General features: G+C 74.0%; 22 protein-coding genes and 1 pseudogene. 15 read left to right on the top strand and 8 right to left on the bottom strand.

Annotated elements, in window-relative coordinates:
• The first annotated feature begins 2 nt into the window (after positions 1-2).
• Complete coding sequence (locus tag ABZ822_RS05755; protein WP_360847422.1) at positions 3-383, top strand: hypothetical protein; 381 nt, start codon at positions 3-5, stop codon at positions 381-383.
• Positions 384-449: 66 nt separating this feature from the next.
• Here the strand turns inward: ABZ822_RS05755 and ABZ822_RS05750 are convergent, their stop codons facing one another.
• The 3 genes from ABZ822_RS05750 to ABZ822_RS05740 form a co-directional block, all read right to left on the bottom strand.
• Positions 450-1,475: a LacI family DNA-binding transcriptional regulator gene (locus ABZ822_RS05750; RefSeq protein ID WP_360847419.1), complete on the bottom strand. Its 1,026-nt coding sequence runs from the start codon at positions 1,473-1,475 to the stop codon at positions 450-452.
• Positions 1,476-1,710: 235 nt separating this feature from the next.
• Positions 1,711-2,304 (bottom strand): hypothetical protein, encoded by a 594-nt coding sequence (locus tag ABZ822_RS05745; RefSeq protein ID WP_360847415.1) that lies wholly within the window; start codon positions 2,302-2,304, stop codon positions 1,711-1,713.
• A 390-nt stretch (positions 2,305-2,694) separates the two neighbouring features.
• A complete protein-coding gene (locus ABZ822_RS05740; RefSeq protein ID WP_360847413.1) occupies positions 2,695-3,162 on the bottom strand; it encodes a cyclic nucleotide-binding domain-containing protein in 468 nt (155 codons plus the stop codon).
• Between the two features lie 342 nt (positions 3,163-3,504).
• Between ABZ822_RS05740 and ABZ822_RS05735 the strand changes: the two genes are divergently transcribed.
• Together ABZ822_RS05735 and ABZ822_RS05730 are read left to right on the top strand one after the other, a co-directional pair.
• The gene (locus ABZ822_RS05735; RefSeq protein WP_360847410.1) at positions 3,505-4,386 is read left to right on the top strand and encodes a universal stress protein; all 882 of its coding nucleotides are present in this window, start codon (positions 3,505-3,507) and stop codon (positions 4,384-4,386) included.
• A 49-nt stretch (positions 4,387-4,435) separates the two neighbouring features.
• The gene (locus ABZ822_RS05730) at positions 4,436-4,810 is read left to right on the top strand and encodes an STAS domain-containing protein (RefSeq protein ID WP_360847407.1); all 375 of its coding nucleotides are present in this window, start codon (positions 4,436-4,438) and stop codon (positions 4,808-4,810) included.
• 198 nt (positions 4,811-5,008) lie between these two features.
• On the opposite strand, the gene ABZ822_RS05725 is transcribed toward ABZ822_RS05730, so the two are convergent.
• Positions 5,009-5,716: a response regulator transcription factor gene (locus tag ABZ822_RS05725; protein ID WP_360847404.1), complete on the bottom strand. Its 708-nt coding sequence runs from the start codon at positions 5,714-5,716 to the stop codon at positions 5,009-5,011.
• A gap of 401 nt (positions 5,717-6,117) precedes the next feature.
• Here ABZ822_RS05725 and ABZ822_RS05720 point away from each other — a divergent pair, with 401 nt between their 5' ends.
• The 3 genes from ABZ822_RS05720 (at position 6,118) to ABZ822_RS05710 (ending at position 9,373) form a co-directional block, all read left to right on the top strand.
• A complete protein-coding gene (locus ABZ822_RS05720; RefSeq protein ID WP_360848775.1) occupies positions 6,118-7,836 on the top strand; it encodes a GAF domain-containing sensor histidine kinase in 1,719 nt (572 codons plus the stop codon).
• A 10-nt stretch (positions 7,837-7,846) separates the two neighbouring features.
• The gene (locus ABZ822_RS05715) at positions 7,847-8,467 is read left to right on the top strand and encodes a hypothetical protein (protein WP_360847401.1); all 621 of its coding nucleotides are present in this window, start codon (positions 7,847-7,849) and stop codon (positions 8,465-8,467) included.
• A gap of 141 nt (positions 8,468-8,608) precedes the next feature.
• Positions 8,609-9,373: a VOC family protein gene (locus tag ABZ822_RS05710; protein ID WP_360847398.1), complete on the top strand. Its 765-nt coding sequence runs from the start codon at positions 8,609-8,611 to the stop codon at positions 9,371-9,373.
• A gap of 83 nt (positions 9,374-9,456) precedes the next feature.
• Here the strand turns inward: ABZ822_RS05710 and ABZ822_RS05705 are convergent, their stop codons facing one another.
• On the bottom strand, positions 9,457-10,977 hold the full coding sequence (locus ABZ822_RS05705; protein WP_360848772.1) for a glycosyltransferase 87 family protein: 1,521 nt from the start codon (positions 10,975-10,977) through the stop codon (positions 9,457-9,459).
• A 208-nt stretch (positions 10,978-11,185) separates the two neighbouring features.
• Here ABZ822_RS05705 and ABZ822_RS05700 point away from each other — a divergent pair, with 208 nt between their 5' ends.
• Both ABZ822_RS05700 and ABZ822_RS05695 read left to right on the top strand, forming a co-directional pair.
• Positions 11,186-12,337 (top strand): molybdopterin-dependent oxidoreductase, encoded by a 1,152-nt coding sequence (locus tag ABZ822_RS05700; protein ID WP_360847395.1) that lies wholly within the window; start codon positions 11,186-11,188, stop codon positions 12,335-12,337.
• On the top strand, positions 12,337-12,831 hold the full coding sequence (locus ABZ822_RS05695) for a hypothetical protein (RefSeq protein WP_360847392.1): 495 nt from the start codon (positions 12,337-12,339) through the stop codon (positions 12,829-12,831). Before ABZ822_RS05700 ends, ABZ822_RS05695 begins: the two co-directional genes overlap by 1 nt.
• 102 nt (positions 12,832-12,933) lie before the next feature.
• Here the strand turns inward: ABZ822_RS05695 and ABZ822_RS05690 are convergent, their stop codons facing one another.
• Positions 12,934-13,572, bottom strand: coding sequence for a C39 family peptidase (locus ABZ822_RS05690; RefSeq protein ID WP_360847389.1), 639 nt, complete (start codon positions 13,570-13,572; stop codon positions 12,934-12,936).
• 125 nt (positions 13,573-13,697) lie between these two features.
• Between ABZ822_RS05690 and ABZ822_RS05685 the strand changes: the two genes are divergently transcribed.
• The 4 genes from ABZ822_RS05685 (at position 13,698) to ABZ822_RS05670 (ending at position 18,910) form a co-directional block, all read left to right on the top strand.
• Positions 13,698-15,446, top strand: a complete 1,749-nt coding sequence (locus ABZ822_RS05685) for a bifunctional 3'-5' exonuclease/DNA polymerase (RefSeq protein WP_360847386.1) — start codon at positions 13,698-13,700, stop codon at positions 15,444-15,446.
• A 156-nt stretch (positions 15,447-15,602) separates the two neighbouring features.
• Entirely contained in the window at positions 15,603-17,144 is a 1,542-nt protein-coding gene (locus ABZ822_RS05680) for an ATP-dependent DNA ligase (protein ID WP_360847383.1), read from the top strand.
• A 244-nt stretch (positions 17,145-17,388) separates the two neighbouring features.
• Positions 17,389-17,652, top strand: a complete 264-nt coding sequence (locus ABZ822_RS05675) for a GlsB/YeaQ/YmgE family stress response membrane protein (RefSeq protein WP_360847380.1) — start codon at positions 17,389-17,391, stop codon at positions 17,650-17,652.
• A gap of 184 nt (positions 17,653-17,836) precedes the next feature.
• Complete coding sequence (locus ABZ822_RS05670) at positions 17,837-18,910, top strand: NAD-dependent epimerase/dehydratase family protein (protein ID WP_360847377.1); 1,074 nt, start codon at positions 17,837-17,839, stop codon at positions 18,908-18,910.
• A gap of 35 nt (positions 18,911-18,945) precedes the next feature.
• Here ABZ822_RS05670 and ABZ822_RS05665 read toward each other — a convergent pair whose 3' ends face one another.
• Complete coding sequence (locus ABZ822_RS05665; RefSeq protein ID WP_360847374.1) at positions 18,946-20,064, bottom strand: HAMP domain-containing sensor histidine kinase; 1,119 nt, start codon at positions 20,062-20,064, stop codon at positions 18,946-18,948.
• Positions 20,061-20,861, bottom strand: coding sequence for a response regulator transcription factor (locus tag ABZ822_RS05660; RefSeq protein ID WP_360847371.1), 801 nt, complete (start codon positions 20,859-20,861; stop codon positions 20,061-20,063). The genes ABZ822_RS05665 and ABZ822_RS05660 overlap by 4 nt, the downstream gene beginning before the upstream one ends.
• Positions 20,862-20,979: 118 nt before the next feature.
• Here ABZ822_RS05660 and ABZ822_RS05655 point away from each other — a divergent pair.
• The 3 genes and pseudogenes from ABZ822_RS05655 to ABZ822_RS05645 form a co-directional block, all read left to right on the top strand.
• Positions 20,980-21,657, top strand: a pseudogene (locus ABZ822_RS05655) (glycosyltransferase family 2 protein); the annotation flags it as partial.
• Positions 21,631-22,413 (top strand): DUF2064 domain-containing protein, encoded by a 783-nt coding sequence (locus tag ABZ822_RS05650; RefSeq protein ID WP_360848769.1) that lies wholly within the window; start codon positions 21,631-21,633, stop codon positions 22,411-22,413. The pseudogene ABZ822_RS05655 and the gene ABZ822_RS05650, both read left to right, overlap by 27 nt.
• Complete coding sequence (locus ABZ822_RS05645; RefSeq protein ID WP_360847368.1) at positions 22,410-23,189, top strand: methyltransferase domain-containing protein; 780 nt, start codon at positions 22,410-22,412, stop codon at positions 23,187-23,189. The genes ABZ822_RS05650 and ABZ822_RS05645 overlap by 4 nt, the downstream gene beginning before the upstream one ends.
• The last annotated feature ends 4 nt before the right edge of the window (positions 23,190-23,193 follow it).

The following is a 23,193-nucleotide window of genomic DNA, read 5'->3' as shown; positions in this document are numbered from 1 at the left end:
ACGTGGGAATCATGCTCATGCCCGACGATGACGACATCAATAGCCCCGATGTCTCTTGGGCGTACACCGAGTTTGCCGACTTTCGGCGCCTGATTGCGTCGGAAGAGGGTATTCCGCTTGATCGGATGCAAGGATTTGGTGGGAGTGGTTCTTGGGGGGAGGTGCGCTCGCCGCTCCTGCCGTTTCTTGACCACCCTGACAATGAGGGGGAGATCGCTTACCGTGAATGCCGCGCGATGCTCCCCCGACTTCGGGATATTGTCGCGCATTGGGAGGGGCTGGGTGCTTCTGCGGTGTCTCCTGGTTGTGTTGACAAGGCTCGCAGCCTTGTTTCTGTTCTCGAGGTGTGTGTCCGAGAGAAGGCGTCCCTGCTGTTTGCCTGACGCAGCCGAGATCGGGAATGCGTCTCGTAGCCCGCGTGCGGGGGGCGAGGCCGTGGGCCTGCTGCTTCATCCGCGCCCCAGCGTGCTCTCCCGCTCCATCAGCCGGTATTCCGGGCGGAGTTCGCCCCTGCGGAGGGAATCCGGGCCGCGGTCCGGGTCCTGGAGGCGGGTGAGGATCGACTCGATCGCCAAGCGGGCGATGGCCCGCTTGTCAGGGGCGATCGTCGTCAGCGTGATCGCCCCGAAGCGGCTCTCCGCTATGTCGTCGAAGCCCATCACCGCCATGTCCTCCGGCACCCGGACCCCGCGCTGCGACAGCACCCGCAGCGCCCCGATCGCGAGCAGGTCGTTGTACGCGAAGACGGCGTCGGGCGGTTCGTCCGTGTCGAGCAGGCGGGTCATCGCCTCGGCACCGTCCGCGCGGTCCCAGCCGTTCGTCGGTGCGATCAGGTGGTCCGGGGCCTCCACGCCCTGCGTGGCGAGGACTTCGCGCCAGCCGCGCAGCCGGAGGTGGGCGGGGTGCGCGGTGTCGTCCGTGCGGCCGCCGAGGAACGCGACGCGGCGGCGGCCGAGGCCCGTGAGGTGGCGTACGGCGGTGCGCGCCGCCGCGACGTTGTCGATGGCGACCGCGTCGTACGGGACACCGTCACCGCGCTCGCCGAGCAGGACGAGCGGTGCGTCGTCGTCGCGGTTGCGCAGGTCCTCGGGGCGCAGTTCGAGCGGGCTGAGGATGATCCCGTCCGTCACCCGCGCGCGGAACCCCTGTCCGACCTGGGCCTCCTGCCGGCGGCGGCCGCCCGTGACATCGATCAGCACCGTGTAGTCGTGCTCGGCCGCGACGTCGATGACGGCTCCGGCCAGTTCCGCGTAGTAGGGATTGGCGAGTTCGGGGAGGGCGAGCGCGATGATGCCGGTGCGCCCCTTGCGCAGGTGGCGGGCGGTCAGATTGGGCCGGTAGCCGAGTTCGTCGATCGCGTGCTGGACGCGGGCGCGCATGGCGGGGGTGATGTGCTGGTAGTTGTTCACGACGTTCGAGACGGTCTTGATCGAGACGCCCGCGCGCTCGGCTACGTCTTTCAGGCTCACCCTCATGACCGACCCCCTCCGGCAGTGGCGCGGTGCTCCGTGCGGCGCTCCGTGGGCAGGTTCGCTTTTCAACGTTATGCACGGATGGGTCGGCTGTCTTGTCATGCCTCGGCGAACTGGGGCGCGAGAAGCCCCTGGGACGCGAGAGGCCCCTGGGGCGCTGGGGGCGCCACAGGGGCCGGGCCTCGGTGCGAGGAGGGGCGGCGGCCACCGGCGGACCGTCACCGGCGGACGCGGATGATCAGAACTGCCCGTTGGAGAGGATCTCGCCGTCCTGGTCGTAGACCGTGACGAGCCCGTTCTCCGAGTCCTTCCAGTCGGCGAAGGCGGAGGCGATCAGCTTGCCCTCGTTCTGGTGCGGGCCCATCAGGCCGCCGGTGAAGTCGGTGTAGACCTCCGCGGAGTCGAGGATGTCGTTCTGCTCCTCCGCGCCCTGGATCTTGGTGATGTGCCGGACCGCCGCCTTCTCGGTGGGCGTGCCGCTCTTCGCCACGAAGTCCTTGAACTGGTCCGCCTGGCTCTTCTCCCTCACCGCCGGCTTCTCGGCCTGCGCGTCCTCGGCCTCCGCGTCCTCGGCCTGTTCCGCCGCGGCCTGCTTCGGCTCGACGTTCTCCTTGGGGGCGGTGGCCCGGGTGTCGCTGCCCTGGGTGCCCTTGGAGCCTTCGTCCCCGCCGCCGTTGGCGACGCCGATGGCGAGGGAGAGGGCGAAGATCCCGCCGAAGACGGTCAGCACTTTGTGCCGGGCGAACCAACTGCGCTGCGGTGCGGGCGGCTGCGGCATCGGCCCCTGAGGCATGGGCGGGTACGGCTGGTTGGGCATGTTCGGGTGTGCCACGGAGATCCCCCCTGATGTGTTGGAAGTGTGAAGGTAGCCGGGATTCCGTGTGTACGCTATGGGTTGTTGAAAGTTGATGGACTTTCGTTGCGGCGGGTGCCCGCACCCCGCGCGCCATGAACGGTCATACCGAAGGGATCGGTGAACTCGACTGTGCAGTACGGGAGTTGGGTACCGCTGACGGTTCGTCGATTACGAGGCGGGGCGGCGACGGTGTCGTGTCCTGCCCGCGCAGTCGAGGGTGCGCGGGGACGGCCCCCTCGCACGCACGCCATCAGCCGCACGCACGCCATCAGCCGCACGCACGCCATCAGCCGCACGCACGCCATCAGCCGTGCGCCCGCCCTCAGCCGTACGCCCGTCCTCAGCCCCGCGAACGCCAGCCCCTCGTCACCACGCCGGTCCGCTGCCGTTCGGGCCGTACAGATCCAGCAGCCGCGTACGCGACGCCATCAGGCGCTGGGCGATGGCGTCCGCGACCTCGATGGCCAGCGCCATGCCGAGCACCGGTTCCTTCCGGCAGAGCCCGCGCACCGCGCCGCCGTCGAACTCGTAGACCCAGACCAGGCCTTGGGCCTCGGCCCCCAGGTGCCAGTGGCGCGGCGGCAACAGCCAGGACCAGCCCAGCAGTTCGCCCGCGCCGATCTCCTCCACCATCGCCGGACGGCGCCCGGGGACGTGGATGTCGAGGGCGACGCTTCCGGAGCGGATCACCCAGAAGCGGTCCGCCCTGCTGCCTTCCTCGATGATGCGGGTGCCCGCCGGGAACGAGACCTCGCGCGCGAGCGCCATGAGCTCGTCCAGGTGGTCCGCCGGCAGAGCGGCGAGTACCCCGCCCCTGGTGATCACGCCGGTCATGTCGCGCTCCCTTCCGGTGTGTGGCACGCCTCGGGGGCGGCCCACTGCGCGTGCCCGTCCCGGACTCACGATCGCCACCCGGCCGGGAGCGTCCGTGCCGGGTCGTCCGTGCCCTGCCGGGCGGCCCACTGCCCGTACGACACCAGCGTCCCCATGTCCGATCGCGCCGGCACCAGGGCTGACCGGGCCCTGCCGGGAGGGCCGAAGGTCCCTGGGTGCCCGGATCGGGGCCCGGCGCGGGGGTGGGGCCGGTCGGGTCCAGGAGAGGGCCGGGCGCCCCCTGCCCGCGAGGGGGCCGCGCCGGGAGTCTGGATGGAGCAAGGGCAGAAAAGGAGGCCGGACGTGCGGGACGGAACCATCGCGGTGGGTGTGGACGGCTCTCTGGAGAGCCTTGCCGCCGCTGACTGGGCCGCCCAGGAAGCGCTGCTGCGCAACACGTCGCTCCGCCTCGTGCAGGCGTGGGAGTGGAAGGTTCACCCCGGAGCCCTCGCCCCGTCCAACGACACGCAGCGGGACTGGGCGACGCGCCTCCTGCACGAGGCGGAGGAACGGATCAAGAGCCTCCACCCCGAGCTGGCCGTCACCACCGAGCTGGCGTCCGGTACCCCGGTCGCCGCGCTGCTCGCCGCCTCGGCCGATGCCGCGCTCCTCGTGCTCGGCTCCCGTGGCCTCGGCGGCATCGTCGGGTTCCTGCTCGGCTCGACCGGTCTCGAGACGCTGGCCGAGGCGACGCGCCCCGTGGTGCTCGTCCGCCCCGGCGAGCAGGGCCAGAGCGAGCCGGAACGGTCACCCACGTCGGGCCGGGAAGTCGTCCTCGGGCTGGATCTGCACCGGCCGTCGGACGACGTGATCGCCTTCGCCTTCGAGGCCGCCGACCGTCGGCAGGCGCCTCTGCGGGTCGCCTACGCCTGGGAGGTCCCGCCCGTGCACCGTTACGCGTCGGGCCCCGGACACGACACCACGCCCCGGCAGGAGGACGAGGAGCGCGAGGCGCTCACCGAAGCCCTCAGGCCGTGGCGCAGCAAGTTCCCCGACATCGACGTCGGGGAGGCCCCGGTCTGCGGGCGGGCCGGGCACCACCTCGTCGAGGCGGCGGCCCGCGCGGGCCTGCTCGTCATCGGCCGCCGGGCGCAGAACCCGGGCCACGGAACCCACCTCGGACCGGTGGCCCACGCGGTGATCCACCACGCGCGGTGCCCGGTAGCGGTCATTCCGCACAAGTGAGAGATCGAACCTGAGAGACAGAAGGAATTGAGCAGCAATGAATGCGGTGATGGCCATGCTTGAGGACAAGAGCCTGGACGGGCATGGGGAGTTCATGGGGCAGCGGGTCGTGGGCCGGCAGTCCGTGGTGGAGCTGCGCGGTGAGCTCGACATCCTCAACATCCCGGGAATCTCCGACTACCTCGATGTCCTGACCGGGGGCCACCAGCCGCACATCGTGCTGGACATGCGCGAGGTGAGCTTCCTCGACGCCAGCGGGCTGGCGATGCTGGTCCGCGCGCGGCGCCGTGCGACCGAGCGCAACGGGCGCCTGTCGATCGTGATCCGTGACCCCGCGGTGTCCCGGGTGCTGCGCCTGGCGCACCTGACGGGCTACTTCAATCTGCACGACTCCGTCGAGGCCGCCGTCGCCACGGCGGCGTAGTCGACCTCTGCGCGTCCGCCCCGCGTGGGGCGTGGGTACGTCCGCTGGGTCGTGGGTGCGTCCGCCTGCCGACCCGGTGCCATCCGGCCGCCGACCCGGTGCCAGTCGCTCGCCGGTCCGGTGCCATCCGGCCGCCGGTCCGGTGCCATCCGGCCGCCGGTCCGGTGCCAGTCGCGCCAGTCGCTCGCCGACCCGGTGCTAGTCGTGCCGTTGCGGCTGGTCGTGCCCCCGCTCATGGAGTTCCCGCTCCTGCGACTCCCGGCGGTCCTGCGCCTGCGTGGCGATGACCGCCGCCTGGATGCGCCGCTCCACCCCCAGCTTGGCCAGCAGCCGTGAGACGTGGTTCTTGACCGTCTTCTCCGCGAGATGGAGCCGCAGACCGATCTCCCGGTTCGTCAGCCCGTCCCCGATCAGTACGAGGATCTCCCGTTCCCGCTCGGTCAGACGCGGCATCGCGCTCTCGTCGGACTCGTCGTCCACGTCCTCGCCGCGCAACCGGGCCATCACCCGCGTCGTGGTGCTCGGGTCGAGCATGGACTGGCCGGACGCGACCGTTCGGACCGCGGTGACCAGGTCCGACCCCTGGATCTGCTTGAGCACATAGCCCGAGGCACCGGCCATGATCGCGTCCAGCAGCGCCTCCTCGTCGTCGAACGAGGTCAGCATCAGGCAGGACAGCTCCGGCATGCGCGAGCGCAGCTCACGGCAGACGGCGACCCCGTCACCGTCCGGCAGCCGTACGTCCAGGATCGCGACGTCGGGGCGCAGCGCGGGGATCCGGACGAGTGCCTGCTCGGCGGTGCCCGCCTCGCCGATCACCGAGATGTCCTCCTCGTATTCGAGGAGGTCGCGCACCCCGCGGCGTACGACCTCGTGGTCGTCGAGCAGGAAGACCTTCGTGCTCACGTGAACAGCGTGCGCCACCTGCTGCCGCGTCGCCAGGCGGGATCGGAAGGGGATCGGAAGGGGGTCCGGGGACGGGGGATCGCGGGCGGGACCCACCGGGGGTGCGGCCCCGTCCTGCCCTGGCTGCCCGCGGGCTCGCCGGTCCTGCGGGACCGGCTCCGACCCTTGCGGGGACCGGGCAGGACCCGCTCCACAGGCCGTGTGCCGCCGGGCGCGTGAGAATGGCGGTGAGGTGGATGGTCGGTCCGCGTCCGGAGGGCGTTCTCGTCCGGAGGAGACTTGCTGTGGCCGGTGCTGGTCGGGGTGCCCATGACGGGCACGAAGGGGAAGAGCGCGGCAGGGCGCCGCACTCGGGGGGCGCACGTTCCGGTGCGGGCGGTCCCCCGGGCACGGGAGACCCCCTGGGCACGCGCGGGCGCTCCGGCGAGGACCGCGACAAGCTGCCGCAGCTCAAGCTCGACGAGCTGCTGGACGAGGTGCAGACCCGTCTGGAGATGGCACGGGGCACGCGCGACCGGGTGCACCGGTTGCTGGAGGCCGTGCTGTCGGTCGGCCGCGAACTGGATCTGGAGCAGGCGCTGCGCCGGATCGCCGAGGCGGCGGCGGTGCTGGTCGACGCCAAGTACGGCGCGCTGGGCGTGATCGGCCCCGACGGGAGCAAGCTGTCCAAGTTCCTGACGGTCGGGGTGACGGACGACGACATCGCCGCCATCGGCCCCTTCCCCTCGGGGCACGGCATCCTCGGCGAGCTGATCGACCATCCGGAGCCGCTGCGGCTGTCCAGCATCGCCGACCACTCGTCCTCGTACGGCTTCCCGGACAACCACCCGCCGATGAGGACCTTCCTCGGTGTCCCGATCCGGGTGCGGGACCACGTCTTCGGCAACCTCTATCTGACCGAGAAGCGCGGCGGTGTCGAGTTCGACGCCGAGGACGAGGCCGTGCTCTCCACCCTGGCCGTCGCCGCGGGCGTGGCGATCGACAACGCGCGGCTGTACGAGGAGGCCACGCGCCGCGAGCGCTGGGTGCGGGCCAGCGGGAAGATCACCAGCAGTCTGCTGTCCGGCCGGGCGCGCGACGAGGTGATCGGGCTGATCGCCGATCAGGCGAAGGAGATCACGGGCGCGGCGCTGGCGGTGGTGGCCGTCCCGGTGGCGGACACCGGAACCATGGCCGTGGAGCTGGCGATCGGTGATCACGCCGAGGCGCACCGCGGGCTGGTCCTGCCGATAGAGGGGACCCTCCGGGGCGAGGCGCTCTCCACCGGCAAGCCGGTGACCAGTGACGACGTCCTGAAGGATCCCCGGATCCAGCATGCGCCGGAGCGGTTCCCGGGGCTCGGCCCCGCGGTCGCCGTCCCCATCGGGACGGGCGACGAGATGCGCGGTGTGGTGATGCTGGTGCGCGCCGCCGACGGAGCGGAGTTCCAGGAGGAGGAGATCGAGCCGCTGCTGGGCTTCGCCGGTCAGGCGGCGGTGGCCATGGAGCTCGCCGACCGCAGGACCGACGCCGAGCAGATCGCGATCCTGGAGGACCGCGACCGTATCGCGCGCGACCTGCACGACCTGGCCATCCAGCGGCTGTTCTCGACCGGCATGACGCTGCAGAGCGCGGAGCGCATCATCCGGCACCCGGAGGCGTCGGAGCGGGTGCTGCGCGCGGTGGGCGACCTGGACGAGACGATCAAGATCATCCGGACGACCATCTTCGGTCTGCGGTCGCGGGAGACCGGCTCCGGCCAGAACCTCCGGGCGCGCGCCGTGCGCGCCGTCGGCGAGGTCGTCCCCGTCCTGGGCTTCGCGCCGAGCCTGCGCATGGAGGGGCTGCTGGACACGCAGGTGCCCCGCGAGGTCGCCGACCATGTGATCGCGGTGCTCTGGGAGGCGCTCACGAACACGGCCCGGCACGCGAACGCCCGCCATGTGGAGGTCGCGATCGAGGCCGGCGCCTCGTACCTCACGCTCACCGTCAGCGACGACGGCGTGGGCATCCCGGCCGACGCGCCCCGCAGCGGGCTGCGCAATCTGACGGAGCGGGCCCAGCAGCTCGGCGGAAAGCTGGAGCTGGCGGACCGTCCCGGCGGCGGGACGACTCTGGTCTGGCAGGTGCCGACGGCGTAATCTCGATTACATGATTACGGCAGAGCAGAGAGACGCGCTGCGCGGCTGGTTCGCGGGGCGGCTGCCGGACGGACTCTTCGTCGAGCTGCTGGACGTGACAGCGGACCGCGAGGAGATCACCGTCATCGGCCGCATCCCGGAGCCGGATCTGCCCGCGGACGCGCCGGAAGCAGAACGGGAGGCGGCGCTCGACGGGCGGATCGCGGAGTTCCGCGAGCGGACCCGCGAGGACCGCATGACGGTGGCCCGGGAAGCCGAGCACCGCTACGGCCGCAAGGTGTCGTGGGGCGTGGAGTGCGGCGGCCGCCGGGGCCTGTACACCAACGTCGCGGCACCGGTCATGACCAGGCTCCGGCAGCCGGAGCGGCAGGTCCTCGACACCCTGATCGCGGGCGGCGTGGCCAGGAGTCGCAGCGACGCCCTGGCCTGGTGCGTACGGCTGGTGCAGCGCAACACCGACACCTGGCTGACGGACCTCCGCGACTCCCTCGACCACGTCCACCGTGTCCGCGCGCAGGGGCCGGACCGGGAGACGAACGGCGAGGGGCGGGACCGGCAGGAGAAAGGCGCAGGACCGGACCGCGAGGAGCCGGAGACCGGGCAGGACGGGGAGCCGGACCCGGAGGCGTAGACGGCGGCAGCCGCACGGAGAGGCCTGGTGGGACGGGCCTCGGGACGGGGCGCGGCAAGGGGTTTCACTTCCCCCTGCGCGGTCACGCTCCGCATGAGAACGTCGGCAGCAGCGACCGCCTCCGCGCGTGAGGAGACCCCCGTGAAGATCAGCGAGCCCGTGCTCGGCGCCCCCTGCTGGGCTGAGCTGGCCACCTCCGATCCCGAAGGGGCCGCGGCCTTCTACGGCGGTCTCCTCGGCTGGCGCGCCGAGCCCGACCCGCGCCCCGAGGCCGGTGGTTACACGATGCTGCTCCTCGACGACGACCCCGTCGCCGGACTGAGCCCGCTCCAGGGGGAGGAGCAGCCGACCGGCTGGACGATGGCGGTCGCCGTGGCCGACGCCGACGAGACGGTCGCCGACATCCGGAAGGCGGGCGGCTCGGTCCTGGTGGACCCGGGCGAGGTGTTCGACATGGGACGCTTCGCGGTCGCCACCGACCCCGCGGGAGCCGTCTTCTCGCTGTGGCAGGCCCGTACGTTCAGGGGAGCCGCGCGGCTGAACGAGGCGGGGGCGCTGTGCTGGGTGGAGCTGGCCACCCGCGACCCGGAGGCGGCGAAGGCCTTCTATCCGTCGGTCTTCGGCTGGAGCACCGAGGGTGAGGAGTACGTCCACTGGGGCGCGGGCGGGATCAACTTCGGCGGCATGGTGGAAACGGACGCGAACCACCCGGCCCATCTGCCCCCGCACTGGACGCTCTACTTCGCGGTGCTCAACGTCGACGCGGCGGTCAACACGGCCCTGCAACTGGGCGGGCGCGTGGGGTATCCGGCCATGGACATCCCCGGGACGGGACGGGTCGCCGGTCTCTTCGACCCGCAGGGCGGCATGTTCGCCGTCTACACCCCGGAGCCCGAGGAGGGCTGAGCGGCGGTCGCGTCCGGGAGGGGCGGGCAGCTGTCACGTCCGGGCGGGGCGCAGTTGTCACGTCCGGGCGGGGCGTGGCACCGTCACTTGCCGGTTGACGCTTCTTGGACCGCCGTCACTTGCGGGTTGACGCTCACCGCGCCGCCGTCACTTGCGGGTTGACGGCGCGAACGGCCCCGGGAGCGCAGGACCTGTCCCGTCAGGACGGCCGCCGCGGCCACCGCGTACGCGCAGGGGCCGATCGCGTCGTCCCCCGCGACCAGCCTGCCCGCCACATAGGAAGCCGCACCGGCCACCGCGACGCCCAGCCACTCCCACCGGCCGTCCAGGGCGACGAGGGCCACCACCAGCAGTGCGTACCAGGAGTACCCGGGCGTCAGCACGAGGAAGACCGTACCCGTCACGACCAGGGCGCCCCGCCACGGGCGCGCCGGGTCGCCGCGACGCAGCACCCGGAGGACCACCGCCAGGAGGACGGCGGCGGCGGCGCCATGGGCCCACGCGTCGGGGAGGACGAGCCGCAGGAGCGCGAAACGGTTCCGGGACGATGCGTCGTCGTACCCCTCCTCGGCCGCGTAGCCCCCGAGATAGCCGAGGACCGAGGCACGCGACGCGAGCACGTAGGGAAGGTAGGCGAGGGCCACGACGGCCGCCGCGGGGAGCACGACGGCGGCCGCGGTCCGCAGCCGCGTCCGGGGTGTCGCGGCTCCCCGGGCGAGCACACCGGAGAGGGCGCCGGGGAGGAGTACGGCGGGCAGCAGTTTCACGGCCGTGGCCGCGCCCAGCAGGATGCCGGTGAGAAGGGGCCGGTGGAGGAGCGTCCGTACGGCCGGAACTGCCCGTCCGGTGGGGCCCTCTCCGGGCCTGCCCCCCGCGGCCGGTGGGCGCCGCCGCGCGAACGTCGCTGCCCCGAGTCCCGCGACGGCCAGCAGCACCCCGAGGACGTCGGCGTGCGCGTTGTTCACCGCCTCGATCGGGACGGCGGGACACCACGCCCAGTACGCCGCCCCGTGCGGGCCGTGCCCCCGCCGCCGGAGGACGACGAGCAGCACGGCGGTCGTCGCCGAGGACAGCAGCGCGCCGCCGGTCTGCAGGGGCGCCAGCCGCCCGTCCGGCGGTGACACCGCGTGGACGAGACGGAAGTACCCCTCCGCCACCGGCGGATAGATCGTGTGCGCGGCCGGGCGGTTGAGGCGCGTGCAGCGCACCTCGCCCGGCGGGGCGGGCACGCGGGCCAGGTCCGGGCCGTCGCACGCCGCGCCGGTCGGGAACAGCCAGCCGTCCCGCAGCGGCACCAGGGCCGGATCGGCGGGAGCGTGGTCGTACGGGGAGATGCCCGCGGCCTGCACCCGGCCGTCCCAGGCGTAGCGGTACGCGTCGGTGCTCGTACGCGGCGGGGCGAGCAGCCCCGTCGCCGCGACGGCCACGCCACCGGCCGCCACCAGGACCGCCGCCCTGCGCCCGCCCACCGCGCGCAGGGACAGCACGGCCGCGGCGAACAGCACCCAGGCCGCGGTGTACCAGGCGGTCGATGTGGCCGGGGCGGTGTGGAAGGTGTCGCTGCGGACGGTCAGCGCCAGGACGGCGACGAGGGCGGCGAGCAGCGCGGTGGCGAGCGCCGTCCTGAAGGCCGGTGACCGGGTGGAGGGGAGGGGGACGGGGGCGGCTTTCGCGGGTCCGTCGACGCGGCTGATCACCTGGCTCAGCGTGGCACCGCGACCGCGCGGACGGGCCGGTCGCGCCCCCGACGTCCGTGTTTCGTAAGGATCCGGACCGCCCGAACGCCCCCGGAACCGAGGTCTGATGGGGGCCATGACGCCCCGCCTTCCACGACGCCCGTCCCTGCCCGTCTTCTCGGGCGCGCTGCACGACGCCCGAACGGCGACGGTCACCGGCCGGCTCCTCGCCGCCGCGGTCGCCGTGTGCTTCGTGACCGGGCTCGTCAGCCATGTGCTGCAACACCCCCCGGCCTGGCCGGCGAACGGGCTGCCGTCCCGTCCGGTATGGGGCTACCGCGTCAGCCAGGGACTGCATGTCGCGTCAGGCATCGCCGCCGTCCCGCTGCTCCTGACGAAGCTGTGGGCGGTCTACCCGCGGCTGTTCGTCCGCCCGGCGGTGCGCTCCGTACGCCATGCGCTGGAGCGGCTGTCGGTGGCGGTGCTCGTCGCGTCGGCGCTCTTCGAGCTGTTCACCGGACTGCTGAACATCGCGCAGTGGTATCCGTGGCCGTTCTCCTTCGTGCCCGTGCACTACGCCGTGGGCTGGCTGCTGATGGGTTCGCTGCTGCTGCACCTGGCCGTCAAGGCTCCCGAGATCGCGGCGCACTGGGGCCGCCGGTCGTCCGGAACCCTCGCCCTCCCCGCGGAGGACGGACCGGACCGCCGCTCGCTGCTGGCCGCCGTGGGCGCTGCCGTCGGCGCGGTGACGGTCGTGACGGCGGGTCAGTCCGTCACCCCGCTCCGGCACCTGGACCTGCTCGCCCCGCGCCACCCCGGCCACGGGCCGCAGGGCCTGCCGGTCAACCGCACGGCCGCGGCGGCCGGGATCGGCCCGCGCGCGGAAGTGCGCGAGCGGTGGCGGCTGACGGTCACGGGGCCGCTGCCGTACACCCTCACGCTGGACGAGCTGGCGGCGATGGAGCAGGCCCGGGTGACGCTGCCCATCGCGTGCGTCGAGGGGTGGAGCGCGTCGGCGGAGTGGTCCGGCGTGCGCGTGCGGGATCTGCTCGAACGGACCGCGGCGCCACCGTCCGCACGGATACGGGTGACGTCGATGGAGCGGCGGGGCGCGTACCGCGTCATGGAGATGGGCCGCACCCACGCCCGCGATCCGCTGACGCTCCTGGCGCTGCGGCTGCACGGCGAGGAACTGTCCCCCGACCACGGCTACCCCGCACGCATCATCGCGCCCAACCGGCCCGGGGTGCTCCAGACCAAGTGGGTCACGCGGCTGGAGGTGCTGTGATGCGGGCGCTGCGCGGACTGCTGTGCGCGGCGGGGCTGGGCCTGATGGGGGTCGGGGCGTGGCTGCTGTTCGTGGAGGGACGGATCCGGAACCCGGAGGACGTGGTGGTGTGGCTGGGCGGGGCGGTGGCGTTGCACGACGCCGTGATCGCGCCGGTGGTGCTGGGCGTGGGGTGGCTGCTCGTCCGGGCCACCAGGAGGCGGGGGCCGGAGACCCTGCCGACCGGGGCGCAGGGCGCTGTGACGACCGGGGAATCGGTGGGCCGCCGAAGGCTCGACGTGTTCCGCGGTCCGCTGCGCGGCGCGCTGGTGGTCGGCGGCAGTCTGACCGTCGTCGCCCTGCCGCCGCTCCTGCGGCCGGGCCGGACCTCGAACCCCACCGCCCTGCCCCTGGACTACCCCCGCAACTGGCTGGTGCTGCTGGGGGCGACGGCGGTCTGCGCCGCTGCGCCGGCCGCGCTCCGGCTGTTCAGGGCGCGCCGCCGGGACGACTGACATGCCGCCGGTCCGGAGGCTCGTACGGGAGGGGGCTCGTACGGGAAGGGGTCTGTACGGGTGGGGGCCAGTACGGGTGGGGCCTGGACGGGAGGGCCGGGGTCATCCGGCCGGGCCCAGCACGATGCCGCGGGCCGCGGAGAAGCGGTCCAGATCCGACCACGGGACGTGGGCGAACTCCTGCGAACGGCCGGGAAATCCCGAGGGGTTGTGGATGACCACCGCGTCCGGGGTGACGCCGACCGCGAGGACCAGATGCCCGCCCCGGGCCGGCGGGTCCGGTGCGAGCTCGCGGACCGACGGATGCACCGACAGCACCACGAGGCGGCCCGCGCGGAGGTGCGCGGGGAGGTCGCACGCGGGCAACTCCGGGACGGAGGTGGCGAACAGGCCCCACCGCCGCCGGACGTACGCGGCGAACGGGGCGTGGATCAGCCCGTCGACCCGGTCGGCATGCCGGACGTACGCGCCCGCCTCCGTGCACTCCTCGGCCAGGGACACCGCGGGCGGCACCTCGTGGCCCCAGTGGTCGAGCGCCATGCGGAGACAGGCCATGCCGCAGATCCGCCACGACCAGAACGCGTACTCCGCGGCGTCGGCGGCTCCGGACTTCGGCCACAGCGGGTCTTCGCTCGCGTGGAGGGTCCCCGCGATGATCGCGGGGACGAGGGCGGGGGACTCCCACTGGGCGTAGTACGGGACCGGGTGGATCACGCTCGTGGCGTCCGTCTTCTCCGTCATGGGCCCGAGTCTGCCGCCGGGCGGGGCGGTTCGGCGATCGCGACAGGGCGCCGCTGCCCGGGTCCTGACGCCGGCCGGACCCGCTGCCCGGCCGCGTTGTCGTACCCCGGTGCCAGACTCCCCCCATGCGGTGTGCCGTGGCAGTGACGGAGGACGGCGGCGCCCGGCTCGTGGCCCTCGACGCCGAGGGGCGGACGGACGGGCCGGTCACCGACGTGCCCGCGTCCGGGGTCGCCGACGCCGTACGGTCACGCCTGCCCGACGTCGAGCGGTGGGTGTGGCGGTCGACCGCCGACCTCCATCCCCGGCTCCTCGCCGCCGGCGTCCGCGTCGGGCGTGCCTACGACCTGGAGGCCGCCGAGGCCCTGCTGACGGGGCACGAGGGCCACTGGGGGCGGCCGCGTTCCCTGGCCGCCGCCTGGGCCCGCCTGCACCGGCTCCCCGTGCCCGACGATCCGCCGCCGCGGGCCGCCCAGGCCCAGCCCTCGCTCTTCGAACCCGGCCCCGTGCCGCTGCCGCCGGGCACGGACCCGCTGGCCGCGCTCCTCGAGGTCTACGCCGACCAGCAGCGGCGGCACGAGGCGGCCGAACACCCGGGCCGGATGCGGCTGCTGACCGCGGCCGAGTCGGCCGGGGCTCTCGTCGCCGCCGAGATGACCCGCGCCGGGGTCCCCTGGCGGGCCGATGTGCACCGCACGCTGCTCACCGAGATGCTCGGGGAGCGCTACCCGGGCGTCCAGGAGCCGCAGCGGCTGGCCGAGTTGGCCGACGAGGTGTCCCGCGCGTTCGGCGGCGTACGGGTCCGTCCCGATCTGCCCGCGGACATCGTCCGCGCCTTCGCCCGCGAGGGCATCAGGCTCACCTCCACCCGCGCCTGGGAGTTGCAGGCGATCGACCACCCCGCCGTGCCGCACCTGCTCGCCTACAAGAAGCTGTACCGGCTGCACACCGCGCACGGCTGGGCGTGGCTGACCTCCTGGGTCAGGGACGGCCGCTTCCGCCCCGAGTACGTGCCCGGGGGTACGGTCTCCGGCCGCTGGACGTCCAACGGCGGCGGGGCGCTCCAGATCCCCAAGGTCGTCCGCCGGGCGGTCGTCGCCGACCCGGGCTGGCGCCTCGTCGTCGCGGACGCCGACCAGATGGAGCCGCGCGTCCTGGCCGCTGTCTCACGCGACCCGGGCCTGATGGAGGTGGCGGGCCACCGGGGCGATCTCTACACCGCGCTGTCCGACCAAGCCTTCGCGGGCGACCGCGAACAGGCCAAACTCGCCCTGCTCGGCGCGGTGTACGGGCAGACGTCGGGCGACGCGCTGAAGTACCTCGCGGACCTCCGCCGCCGCTTCCCGGCCGCCGTCGCCTATGTCGACGACGCCGCCCGCGCGGGCGAGGAGGGCCGCCTCGTACGGACCTGGCTCGGCCGGACCTGTCCGCCCTCCGCGGCCGCCGCGGACGGCGAGCCGGGGGAGGCGGGCCTGCCGCAGGAGGAGCCGTCGCCCGCGGACGGCGCCCGCGCTCAGGGGTCCGTACCGGGCCGGAGCGAGGGCGAGGGCCCGATGCAGGGCTACGGCTACGCCTCGCGCGACGCCCGGGCCCGGGGCCGCTTCACCCGCAACTTCGTCGTCCAGGGGAGCGCGGCCGACTGGGCCCTGCTGGTCCTCGCGTCACTCCGTCAGTCCCTGGCGGAACTCCGCGCCGAGCTGGTGTTCTTCCAGCACGACGAGGTGATCGTCCACTGCCCCGCCGAGGAGGCGGAGGCGGTGACGGAGGCCATCCGCGCGGCGGGCGAACGGGCGGGGCGTGCGGCCTTCGGCGACACCCCGGTCTCGTTCCCCTTCACCACGGCGGTGGTCGAGTGCTACGCGGACGCGAAGTGAGGGGCGGTCGGCCATGCCCGGACGCGAAGTGGGGGGTGGCCTGCGGTGCGAGGGTCCGACGTGAGAGGGCGACCGGCGATGCGAGGACGTGAAGAGGAGCCCCGTGACCCGCGGCGGCAAGGTGAGGGAGTCCCGCCGCCGGGTCATCATGGGCACATGCTGCTCGCCGAGCTCGCAGACACCTCGCGCGACGTCGCCGCGACCTCCGCCCGTACGGAGAAGGTCGCGCTGCTGGCCGAGCTGTTCCGCACGGCGGAGCCCGCCGAGGCGCCCGTCGTCATCACCTACCTCGCGGGCCGCCTCCCGCAGCGGAAGATCGGCGTCGGCTGGAGCACCCTGCGCGACCCCGTCCCGCCCGCGGACGAGCCCCGGCTGACCGTGCTGGAGGTGCACGACGCGCTCGGCCGTATCGCCGTCGTCTCCGGCAAGGGCGCGCAGGCCGAACGCAAGCGGCTGCTGCGGGAGCTGCTGTCCGCCGCCACCGGGGCCGAACAGCGTTTTCTCTTCGGGCTGATCAGCGGCGAGCTGCGGCAGGGCGCGCTGGACGCGTTCGCCGTCGACGGCCTGTCGGCGGCCGCCGGCGCAGCCCCCGCGGACGTACGGCGCGCGGTGATGCTCGGCGGATCGCTCGGCGCCGTCGCCGAGGCTCTGCTCGCCCGCGGCCCGGACGCGCTCGCCGATTTCCGCCTCGAAGTGGGCCGCCCCGTCCAGCCGATGCTGGCGCAGACCGCCAAGGACGTGGACGAGGCGCTGGACAGGCTCGGGCCCTGCGCGATCGAGGAGAAGCTCGACGGCATCCGGGTGCAGGTGCACCGGGACGGCGAGAGCGTACGCGTCTTCACCCGCACCCTGGACGAGATCACCGACCGCCTCCCGGAGGTCGTCGCCGCGGCGCGTGACCTCACGGCGGAGCGGGCCGTCCTCGACGGGGAGCTCATCGCGCTGGGCGAGGACGGGCGGCCACGGCCGTTCCAGGAGACCGCGGGCCGCGTCGGTTCCCGGCTGGACGTGACCGGTGCGCGCGCGACCCTGCCCGTCTCGCCGGTCTTCTTCGATCTGCTTCTGGTCGACGGCCGCGAGCTGCTGACGCTCGACACGGCCGAGCGCCACGCGGAGCTGGCCCGAACGGTACCGGAGCCGCTGCGCGTACGGCGTCTCGTCGTCGAGGACCCGGCGGACGACGCGGCGCGGGTCCGGGCGCGCGCGTTCGCCGACGAGGTGCTGGCCCGCGGCCATGAGGGCGTGGTGGTCAAGGGCCTGGACTCCGCGTACAGCGCGGGGCGGCGCGGCGCCTCCTGGCTCAAGGTCAAGCCCGTCCACACCCTCGACCTGGTCGTGCTCGCGGCCGAGTGGGGACATGGGCGGCGTACGGGCAAGCTGTCCAACCTCCACCTCGGCGCGCGCCGACCCGACGGCACGTTCGCCATGCTCGGCAAGACCTTCAAGGGGCTGACCGACGTACTGCTCGCCTGGCAGACGGAGCGGCTTCAGGAGCTGGCCGTGCAGGACGACGGGTGGGTGGTGACCGTGCGGCCCGAGCTGGTGGTGGAGATCGCCTTCGACGGCGTGCAGCGGTCCACCCGCTACCCGGAGGGCGTCACGCTGCGCTTCGCGCGGGTGCTCCGCTACCGCGACGACAAGACGGCGGCGGAGGCGGACACGGTGGAGACGGTCCTTGCCTTCCGGGAGGGCCGGTAGCGCGCTCCGGGACGCCCCCCGGGGAGCCACCCCGTCTGCGCCCCCTCCGGAGCCGGACTCCGCGCCTTCTCCGGAGCCGGACTCCGCGCCTTCTCCGGAGCCTGACTCCGAGCCTTCTCCGGGGGGCATCGGACCCTCCCTCGTCCCGAATCTCCTGGTCATAAGTGGTGGTGTGCGCGCAGAGGGGGAACATGGAGAGCAGGAGCTTCGCCGGAAGCTTCGCAGCACAGCCGCGGAGGACCCCATGGAGATCTCCGGCATCATCACCGCGATCGTCATCGGCATCATCATCGGAGGGCTGGGCCGCCTCGTCATCCCGGGCCGCCAGCACATCGGCATCCTGTGGACGATGCTGATCGGCATCGTCGCCGCCCTCATCGGAACCGCCATCGCCTACGGGCTCGACGTGGCCGATACCGGAGGCATCGACTGGATCGAACTGCTCTTCCAGGTCGTCCTCGCGGCAGGCGGAGTGGCAGCGGTCGACCGAGCGAAGGCGCGCCGCTGACAGGCGCCGCTGACAGGCGCGTCCGCAGCGGTGCCGCCGACCCGCGCGCACTGACCGGCCGACGGCCGGGCACGGACGCCCCGCCGGTATCCGAGTGCCCCGCCGGTACCCGAGTCCTTACGGACCCGTGACGGCGGGGCCCGGTCCCGTACGCCTACGGCCGCCCGGCCGTAGCGTCCACGGCATGCGCGTACTCGTCACCGGAGGAGCGGGCTTCATCGGCTCCCACATCGTCACGGCTCTGGCCGCACTCGGCCACGAGCCCGTCGTCCTCGACGCCCTGCTGCCCTCGGCCCACGGCGGCCGCTCCGGCACGGCTCTGTCCGTGCCCGGGGCCGCGGCGTGCTTCCACGGCGATGTCCGGGACCCGGCGCTGCTGCGCCGGGCCCTGCGCGGCGTGGAAGCGGTCTGCCACCAGGCCGCGATGGTCGGACTCGGCCGGGACTTCACGGACGCACCGGACTACGTCGCGTGCAACGACCTCGGCACCGCCGCGCTCCTGGCCACGATGGCGGGAAGCGGTGTGCGGGACCTGGTGCTGGCCGGGTCGATGGTCGTCTACGGCGAAGGGCGCTACGACTGCCCGCGCCATGGTCCGGTGCGGCCCGGTCCGCGCAGGCCCGCCGACCTGGACGCGGGCCGCTTCGAGCCGCCGTGCCCGGACTGCGGGCAGCCCTTGGAGCCGGGCCTGGTCGGGGAGGACGCCCCGGTCGACCCCCGCAACGTCTACGCGACCACCAAGCTCGCCCAGGAACACCTCGCCGCCGCCTGGGCCCGCGCGACCGGCGGCAGCGTGGTCTCCCTGCGCTACCACAACGTCTACGGGCCCGGCATGCCGCGCGACACCCCGTACGCGGGCGTGGCCTCCTTCTTCCGCTCGGCGCTCGAACGGGGCGCGGCGCCCCGGGTGTTCGAGGACGGCCGCCAGCGCAGGGACTTCGTCCACGTACGGGATGTGGCGGACGCGAATGTCGCCGCGCTGACGTGTCTGCCCGGCCGCGCGGCCGGGGTGTTCCGCGCCTACAACACCGGCAGCGGCGAGCCCCGCACGGTGGGGGAGATGGCCGCGGAGCTGGCCCGCGCGTACGGGGGACCGGAACCGGTGACCACGGGCGAGTACCGGCTCGGGGACGTCCGCCACATCACGGCGTCCTCGCGCCGGCTGACGAGCGAGCTGGGATGGCGGCCCCAGGTGGCCTTCACGGACGGAATGGCGGAGTTCGCCCGCGCGCCGCTGCGGACACCGGTACGGGCGTGAGGTGCTGTGCGGTGCGACGGGGGGCACACCCGCCCCTACGGTGCCGCGGGCAGGGTCACCTCGAAGCGGCAGCCGCCCGGTACGTTCCGGACCCCCGCGTGACCCGCATGGGCCTCGACGATCCCGCGGACGATCGCCAACCCCAGGCCCGCGCCCGCCGGAGGGGTCGGTGTCCGGGCGTGGTTGCCGCGCCAGCCGGTGTCGAAGACGCGCGGCAGGTCCTCCTCCGGGATGCCGCCGCAGCCGTCCGTGACCGACAGCACCACGCTGTCGTACCCGCGGCGTTCGGCCGCCACCGCGACCGTCCCGTCGGCCGGGGTGCGGCGGATGGCGTTGATGAGCAGGTTGCCGAGGACCCGCGTCATCTCCTTGCCGTCGACCTCCACCGGCACCGCGTCGACGGGGTTGCCCACCAGCCGTACCCCCAGCTCCCGCGCCAGCGGGTCGGCGCCCGCCAGCGCGTCGCCCACCAGGTCGTACACCGACATCCGGCTCGGTGAGAGCGTCAGCGCCCCCGCATGGATGCGGGAGAGCTCGAAGAGGTCGCCGACCATGGAGTTGAGGCGTTCGACCTCCGTACGGATCTGGCGGAAGTAGCGGTCGGGGTCCTGCGCCATGCCGTCCTCCAGGGCCTCGGCCATGGCGCGCAGACCGGCGAGCGGGGTGCGCAGGTCGTGCGAGATCCAGGCGACCAGCTCGCGGCGGGAGGCGTCGAGGGCGCGCTCGCGTTCGCGGGACTCCGCGAGCCGGGCGCTGGTGGCCTCCAACTCCCGGCTGAGCTGCGCGAGTTCGGCGGTGGCCTCGCCGCCGGGCGCGGCGAAGCGGCCGCCCTCGCCGAAGGAACGGGCCGCCCGTGCCAGTTCGTTGCTGCGCGCGACCACCCAGCGGCCGAGGAGGAGCGCCACCGCGAGGGAGACGACGGCGGCCATTCCCACGACCGTGGTGACCACCGTCAGGTCGTGGGCGGACAGGAACATCGCCCAGGCGACGGCCAGGGTGCCGGCGAGCATCGCCGTCACCGCGACCCCCGCGACGACGGTCAGCGCGACCGCCACGGACCGGCCGCGCAGCACCCGCAGGGCCAGCGCCCCCAGCAGCCCGGCACCGGCGGCGCCGACGAGGGCGTACAGCGCGATGAGGAGGAGGTCCTTCACGGCGTACCGCCTTCTCGCTCCCGTGGCTCACCGGTTCCGCCGCCGCCGTCCCGCGGGTCGAAGCGGTAGCCGACGCCCCAGACCGTCGTGATCAGCTCCGGTGCCGCGGGGTCGTCCTCGATCTTCGAGCGCAGCCGCCGTACGTGGACGGTGACGGTCGACAGGTCCCCGAACTCCCAGCCCCACACCTCGTGCATCAGCTCCTCGCGACCGCAGGCGCGGCCGGGGTGGCGCAGCAGATAGGTGAGCAGGTCGAACTCGCGCAGGGTCAGGGAGAGTTCACGTCCGTCCTTGGTGGCGCGGCGGGCGACCGGGTCCAGTTCCAGCCCGGCCGCGGCCAGCCTCCCGCCCGCGGGTCCGACGCCGGGCGGCCCGCCGGAAGGGCCGCCGTTCTCACTCCCCGCGGCCCGCGAACGGCGCAGGACGGACCCGACGCGCAGGACCAGTTCGCGCGGGCTGAACGGCTTGGTGACATAGTCGTCCGCGCCGACCTCCAGGCCGAGGATGCGATCGTCCTCGTCCCCGCGCGCGGTGAGCATGATGACCGGCACCGGGCCCTTCGCGCGCAGGCTCCGGCACACGTCGAGCCCGTCCATGCCGGGGAGCATCAGGTCGAGCACGACGAGGTCGGGCCGCCGCTCGTCGGCGCGGGCCAGGGCGGAGGGGCCGTCAGCGGCGCGGTCGACGGTGAATCCGGCGCGGTCGAGGTAGCCCGCGACGATCTCGGCCACGGTCGGGTCGTCGTCCACGACGAGGACGCGGCCGGCCGGGGATGGGGACGGTACGGGGCTCTGCATGGCCCCAGCCTGGCACTGCGGACGCCGTCCGGCTCCCCCCGGGGTGGCGCCGATCGCCCGACGTCCGTGATTCGTAAGGACCTTGAGTCCGATATGTCCGTTCACTCTCCGTACGGTGATGAGGGTGACCAACGCGACTGCAACCGATGTGGACGTCGTCCTCCCCTGCCTGGACGAAGCGGCCGCCCTGCCCTGGGTCCTGGAACGCATCCCGCACGGCTGGCGGGCCGTCGTCGTCGACAACGGTTCGACGGACGGCTCCGCCGGGATCGCCCGCGACCTGGGCGCCACGGTGGTGCACGAACCGCGGCGGGGGTTCGGCGCCGCCTGCCATGCCGGACTCCTCGCCTCCGACGCCGAGTTCGTCTGCTTCCTCGACTGCGACGGCTCCCTCGATCCCGGACTCCTGCCCGGTCTCGTCGGCCTCGTGGCCGAGGGCACGGCGGACCTGGTCCTCGGCCGCAGACGGCCGCAGACCCGCGGCGCCTGGCCCCCGCACGCCCGGGCGGGCAACCTCGCCCTCGTACGGATGCTCCGGCGCCGTACGGGGGTGAGCCTGGGCGACCTGGGCCCGATGCGCGCCGCACGCCGGGAAGCCCTGCTCGGGCTGGACCTGACGGACCGCCGCAGCGGCTATCCCCTCCAGATGGTGGTCGAGGCGGCGGACGCCGGCTGGCGCATCGAGGAGCGTGATGTGCCGTACCTGCCGCGGACCGGGGAATCGAAGGTCACGGGTACGTGGCTCGGCACCTGGCACGCGGTCCGGGACATGCGCGCCGTGCTCCGCCGGCCGCCGCGTGCCGAGGGGGAGCGTGGTGCGGTGGCGATGTCCCCGGAGCGTCGTGCGCAGCCGGAACCCGAGCCGAGGCCGACTGCAGGACCGCAGAAGTCCGGGCGGACGACGGACGGCGGCACCGCACTCCTCGTCGTCGCCAAGGAGCCCGTCCCCGGGCGGGTCAAGACTCGGCTGACGCCCGCCTACACGCCGGAGGAGGCCGCGGAACTCGCCGCGGCAGCCCTCGCCGACACCCTCCGCACGGCCCTCGCCGTACCGGCGCGCGAACGCGTCCTCGTCCTCGACGGGCGGCCGGGTCCATGGCTGCCGCCCGGTGTCGAGGTGGTGCCGCAGTGCGGGGGCGGGCTCGACGAGCGGCTGGCGGCGGCGTTCGACCGCTGCGCCGGGCCCGCCCTGCTCATCGGCATGGACACCCCGCAGATCACGTCGTCCCTGCTCGCCCCCGTCCTCGGCCCGGACGCCTGGACGGACTGCGACGCCTGGTTCGGGCCGGCCGCGGACGGCGGATTCTGGGCGCTCGGGCTCGCGGTCCCGGACGGACGCCTCGTCCGCGGCGTACCGATGTCCACCGCGGGCACCGGTGCCGAGCAGCGCCGTCGCCTGGTCGACGCGGGCCTGCGGGTGAGGGATCTGCCGGTGCTGCGCGACGTCGACACGGCAGCCGACGCCGCCGAGGTGGCCGCCGCCGCGCCGGACGGCCGATTCGCCGCGGCGGTCGCGCGGATGGCGCGGGCGACGCGGGCGGCGACGCGATGATCCGCCCCGCGCCCCCGGCGGCCGGGCGCCCCGCGCAGCGCCCCGAAGCTCACCCCGCGCCCGCGTCGCGGCCCGCCGCCTGGCGCGCCGAACCGTACGCGACGGCCCTCAGCACCGGTCGCGGCCCGCTCTTCCTGCGCCGCGCCGACGGCTGGCTGCTGCCCCTCGATGTCGAGCGCTGGTGCAACGGCGCCGACCCCTCCGACATGAGCGTGCTCCGCCGCTGTGAGGGGAGCGTGCTCGACATCGGCTGCGGCCCCGGCCGCCTGGTCGCGGCCCTCGCCGCGATGGGCCGGGTCAGCCTCGGCATCGACGTCAGCCCCGCCGCGGTCGCCCGTACGGTCACCGAGGGCGGGCAGGCGCTGCGCCGCTCGGTCTTCGACACCCTGCCAGGAGAGGGGCGTTGGGGCACGGCACTGCTCATCGACGGCAACATCGGCATCGGCGGCGACCCGCGGGCGCTGCTGACACGGGTCGCGGCGATCGTCGCGCCGGGCGGGCTCGCCCTGGTCGAGGCGGCCACCGGGGACGTCGACGAACGCGTACGGGTCCGCATCGACGACGGGCGCGGTATGTCCCCGAGCGCGCTCGCCGTACCGGGGCCGCGCACCGCCGCGGGCACGGACGCCGACTTCCCCTGGGCCCGGGTGGGCCTCGCGGCGCTCCACCGCGAGGCGCGCGCCGCGGGCTGGTCCCCGGCCGGGCAATGGACCCACACGGGCCGTCCCTTCGCCGCGTTCCGGCGTGACGGGGACACGGCGGGCCGGTCCGTGTGAGGGG

It is taken from the genome of Streptomyces sp. NPDC047108 (genome assembly GCF_040643575.1).
In the GTDB taxonomy this organism is placed as follows: domain Bacteria; phylum Actinomycetota; class Actinomycetes; order Streptomycetales; family Streptomycetaceae; genus Streptomyces.
This window is presented reverse-complemented; position numbering and strand designations above follow the sequence as displayed.

What these genes read in the sequence shown, in the direction of transcription:
- ABZ822_RS05715 (WP_360847401.1), top strand. Translation starts at nt 7,847, where the DNA reads ATGATTACGGCAGAGCAGAGAGACGCGCTGCGCGGCTGGTTCGCGGGG.
- ABZ822_RS05675 (WP_360847380.1), top strand. Translation starts at nt 17,389, where the DNA reads ATGGAGATCTCCGGCATCATCACCGCGATCGTCATCGGCATCATCATC.
- ABZ822_RS05680 (WP_360847383.1), top strand. Translation starts at nt 15,603, where the DNA reads ATGCTGCTCGCCGAGCTCGCAGACACCTCGCGCGACGTCGCCGCGACC.
- ABZ822_RS05730 (WP_360847407.1), top strand. Translation starts at nt 4,436, where the DNA reads ATGGCCATGCTTGAGGACAAGAGCCTGGACGGGCATGGGGAGTTCATG.
- ABZ822_RS05690 (WP_360847389.1), bottom strand. Translation starts at nt 13,572, where the DNA reads ATGACGGAGAAGACGGACGCCACGAGCGTGATCCACCCGGTCCCGTAC.
- ABZ822_RS05650 (WP_360848769.1), top strand. Translation starts at nt 21,631, where the DNA reads ATGCGCGCCGTGCTCCGCCGGCCGCCGCGTGCCGAGGGGGAGCGTGGT.
- ABZ822_RS05740 (WP_360847413.1), bottom strand. Translation starts at nt 3,162, where the DNA reads ATGACCGGCGTGATCACCAGGGGCGGGGTACTCGCCGCTCTGCCGGCG.
- ABZ822_RS05700 (WP_360847395.1), top strand. Translation starts at nt 11,186, where the DNA reads ATGACGCCCCGCCTTCCACGACGCCCGTCCCTGCCCGTCTTCTCGGGC.
- ABZ822_RS05645 (WP_360847368.1), top strand. Translation starts at nt 22,410, where the DNA reads ATGATCCGCCCCGCGCCCCCGGCGGCCGGGCGCCCCGCGCAGCGCCCC.
- ABZ822_RS05750 (WP_360847419.1), bottom strand. Translation starts at nt 1,475, where the DNA reads ATGAGGGTGAGCCTGAAAGACGTAGCCGAGCGCGCGGGCGTCTCGATC.
- ABZ822_RS05695 (WP_360847392.1), top strand. Translation starts at nt 12,337, where the DNA reads ATGCGGGCGCTGCGCGGACTGCTGTGCGCGGCGGGGCTGGGCCTGATG.
- ABZ822_RS05670 (WP_360847377.1), top strand. Translation starts at nt 17,837, where the DNA reads ATGCGCGTACTCGTCACCGGAGGAGCGGGCTTCATCGGCTCCCACATC.
- ABZ822_RS05685 (WP_360847386.1), top strand. Translation starts at nt 13,698, where the DNA reads ATGCGGTGTGCCGTGGCAGTGACGGAGGACGGCGGCGCCCGGCTCGTG.
- ABZ822_RS05660 (WP_360847371.1), bottom strand. Translation starts at nt 20,861, where the DNA reads ATGCAGAGCCCCGTACCGTCCCCATCCCCGGCCGGCCGCGTCCTCGTC.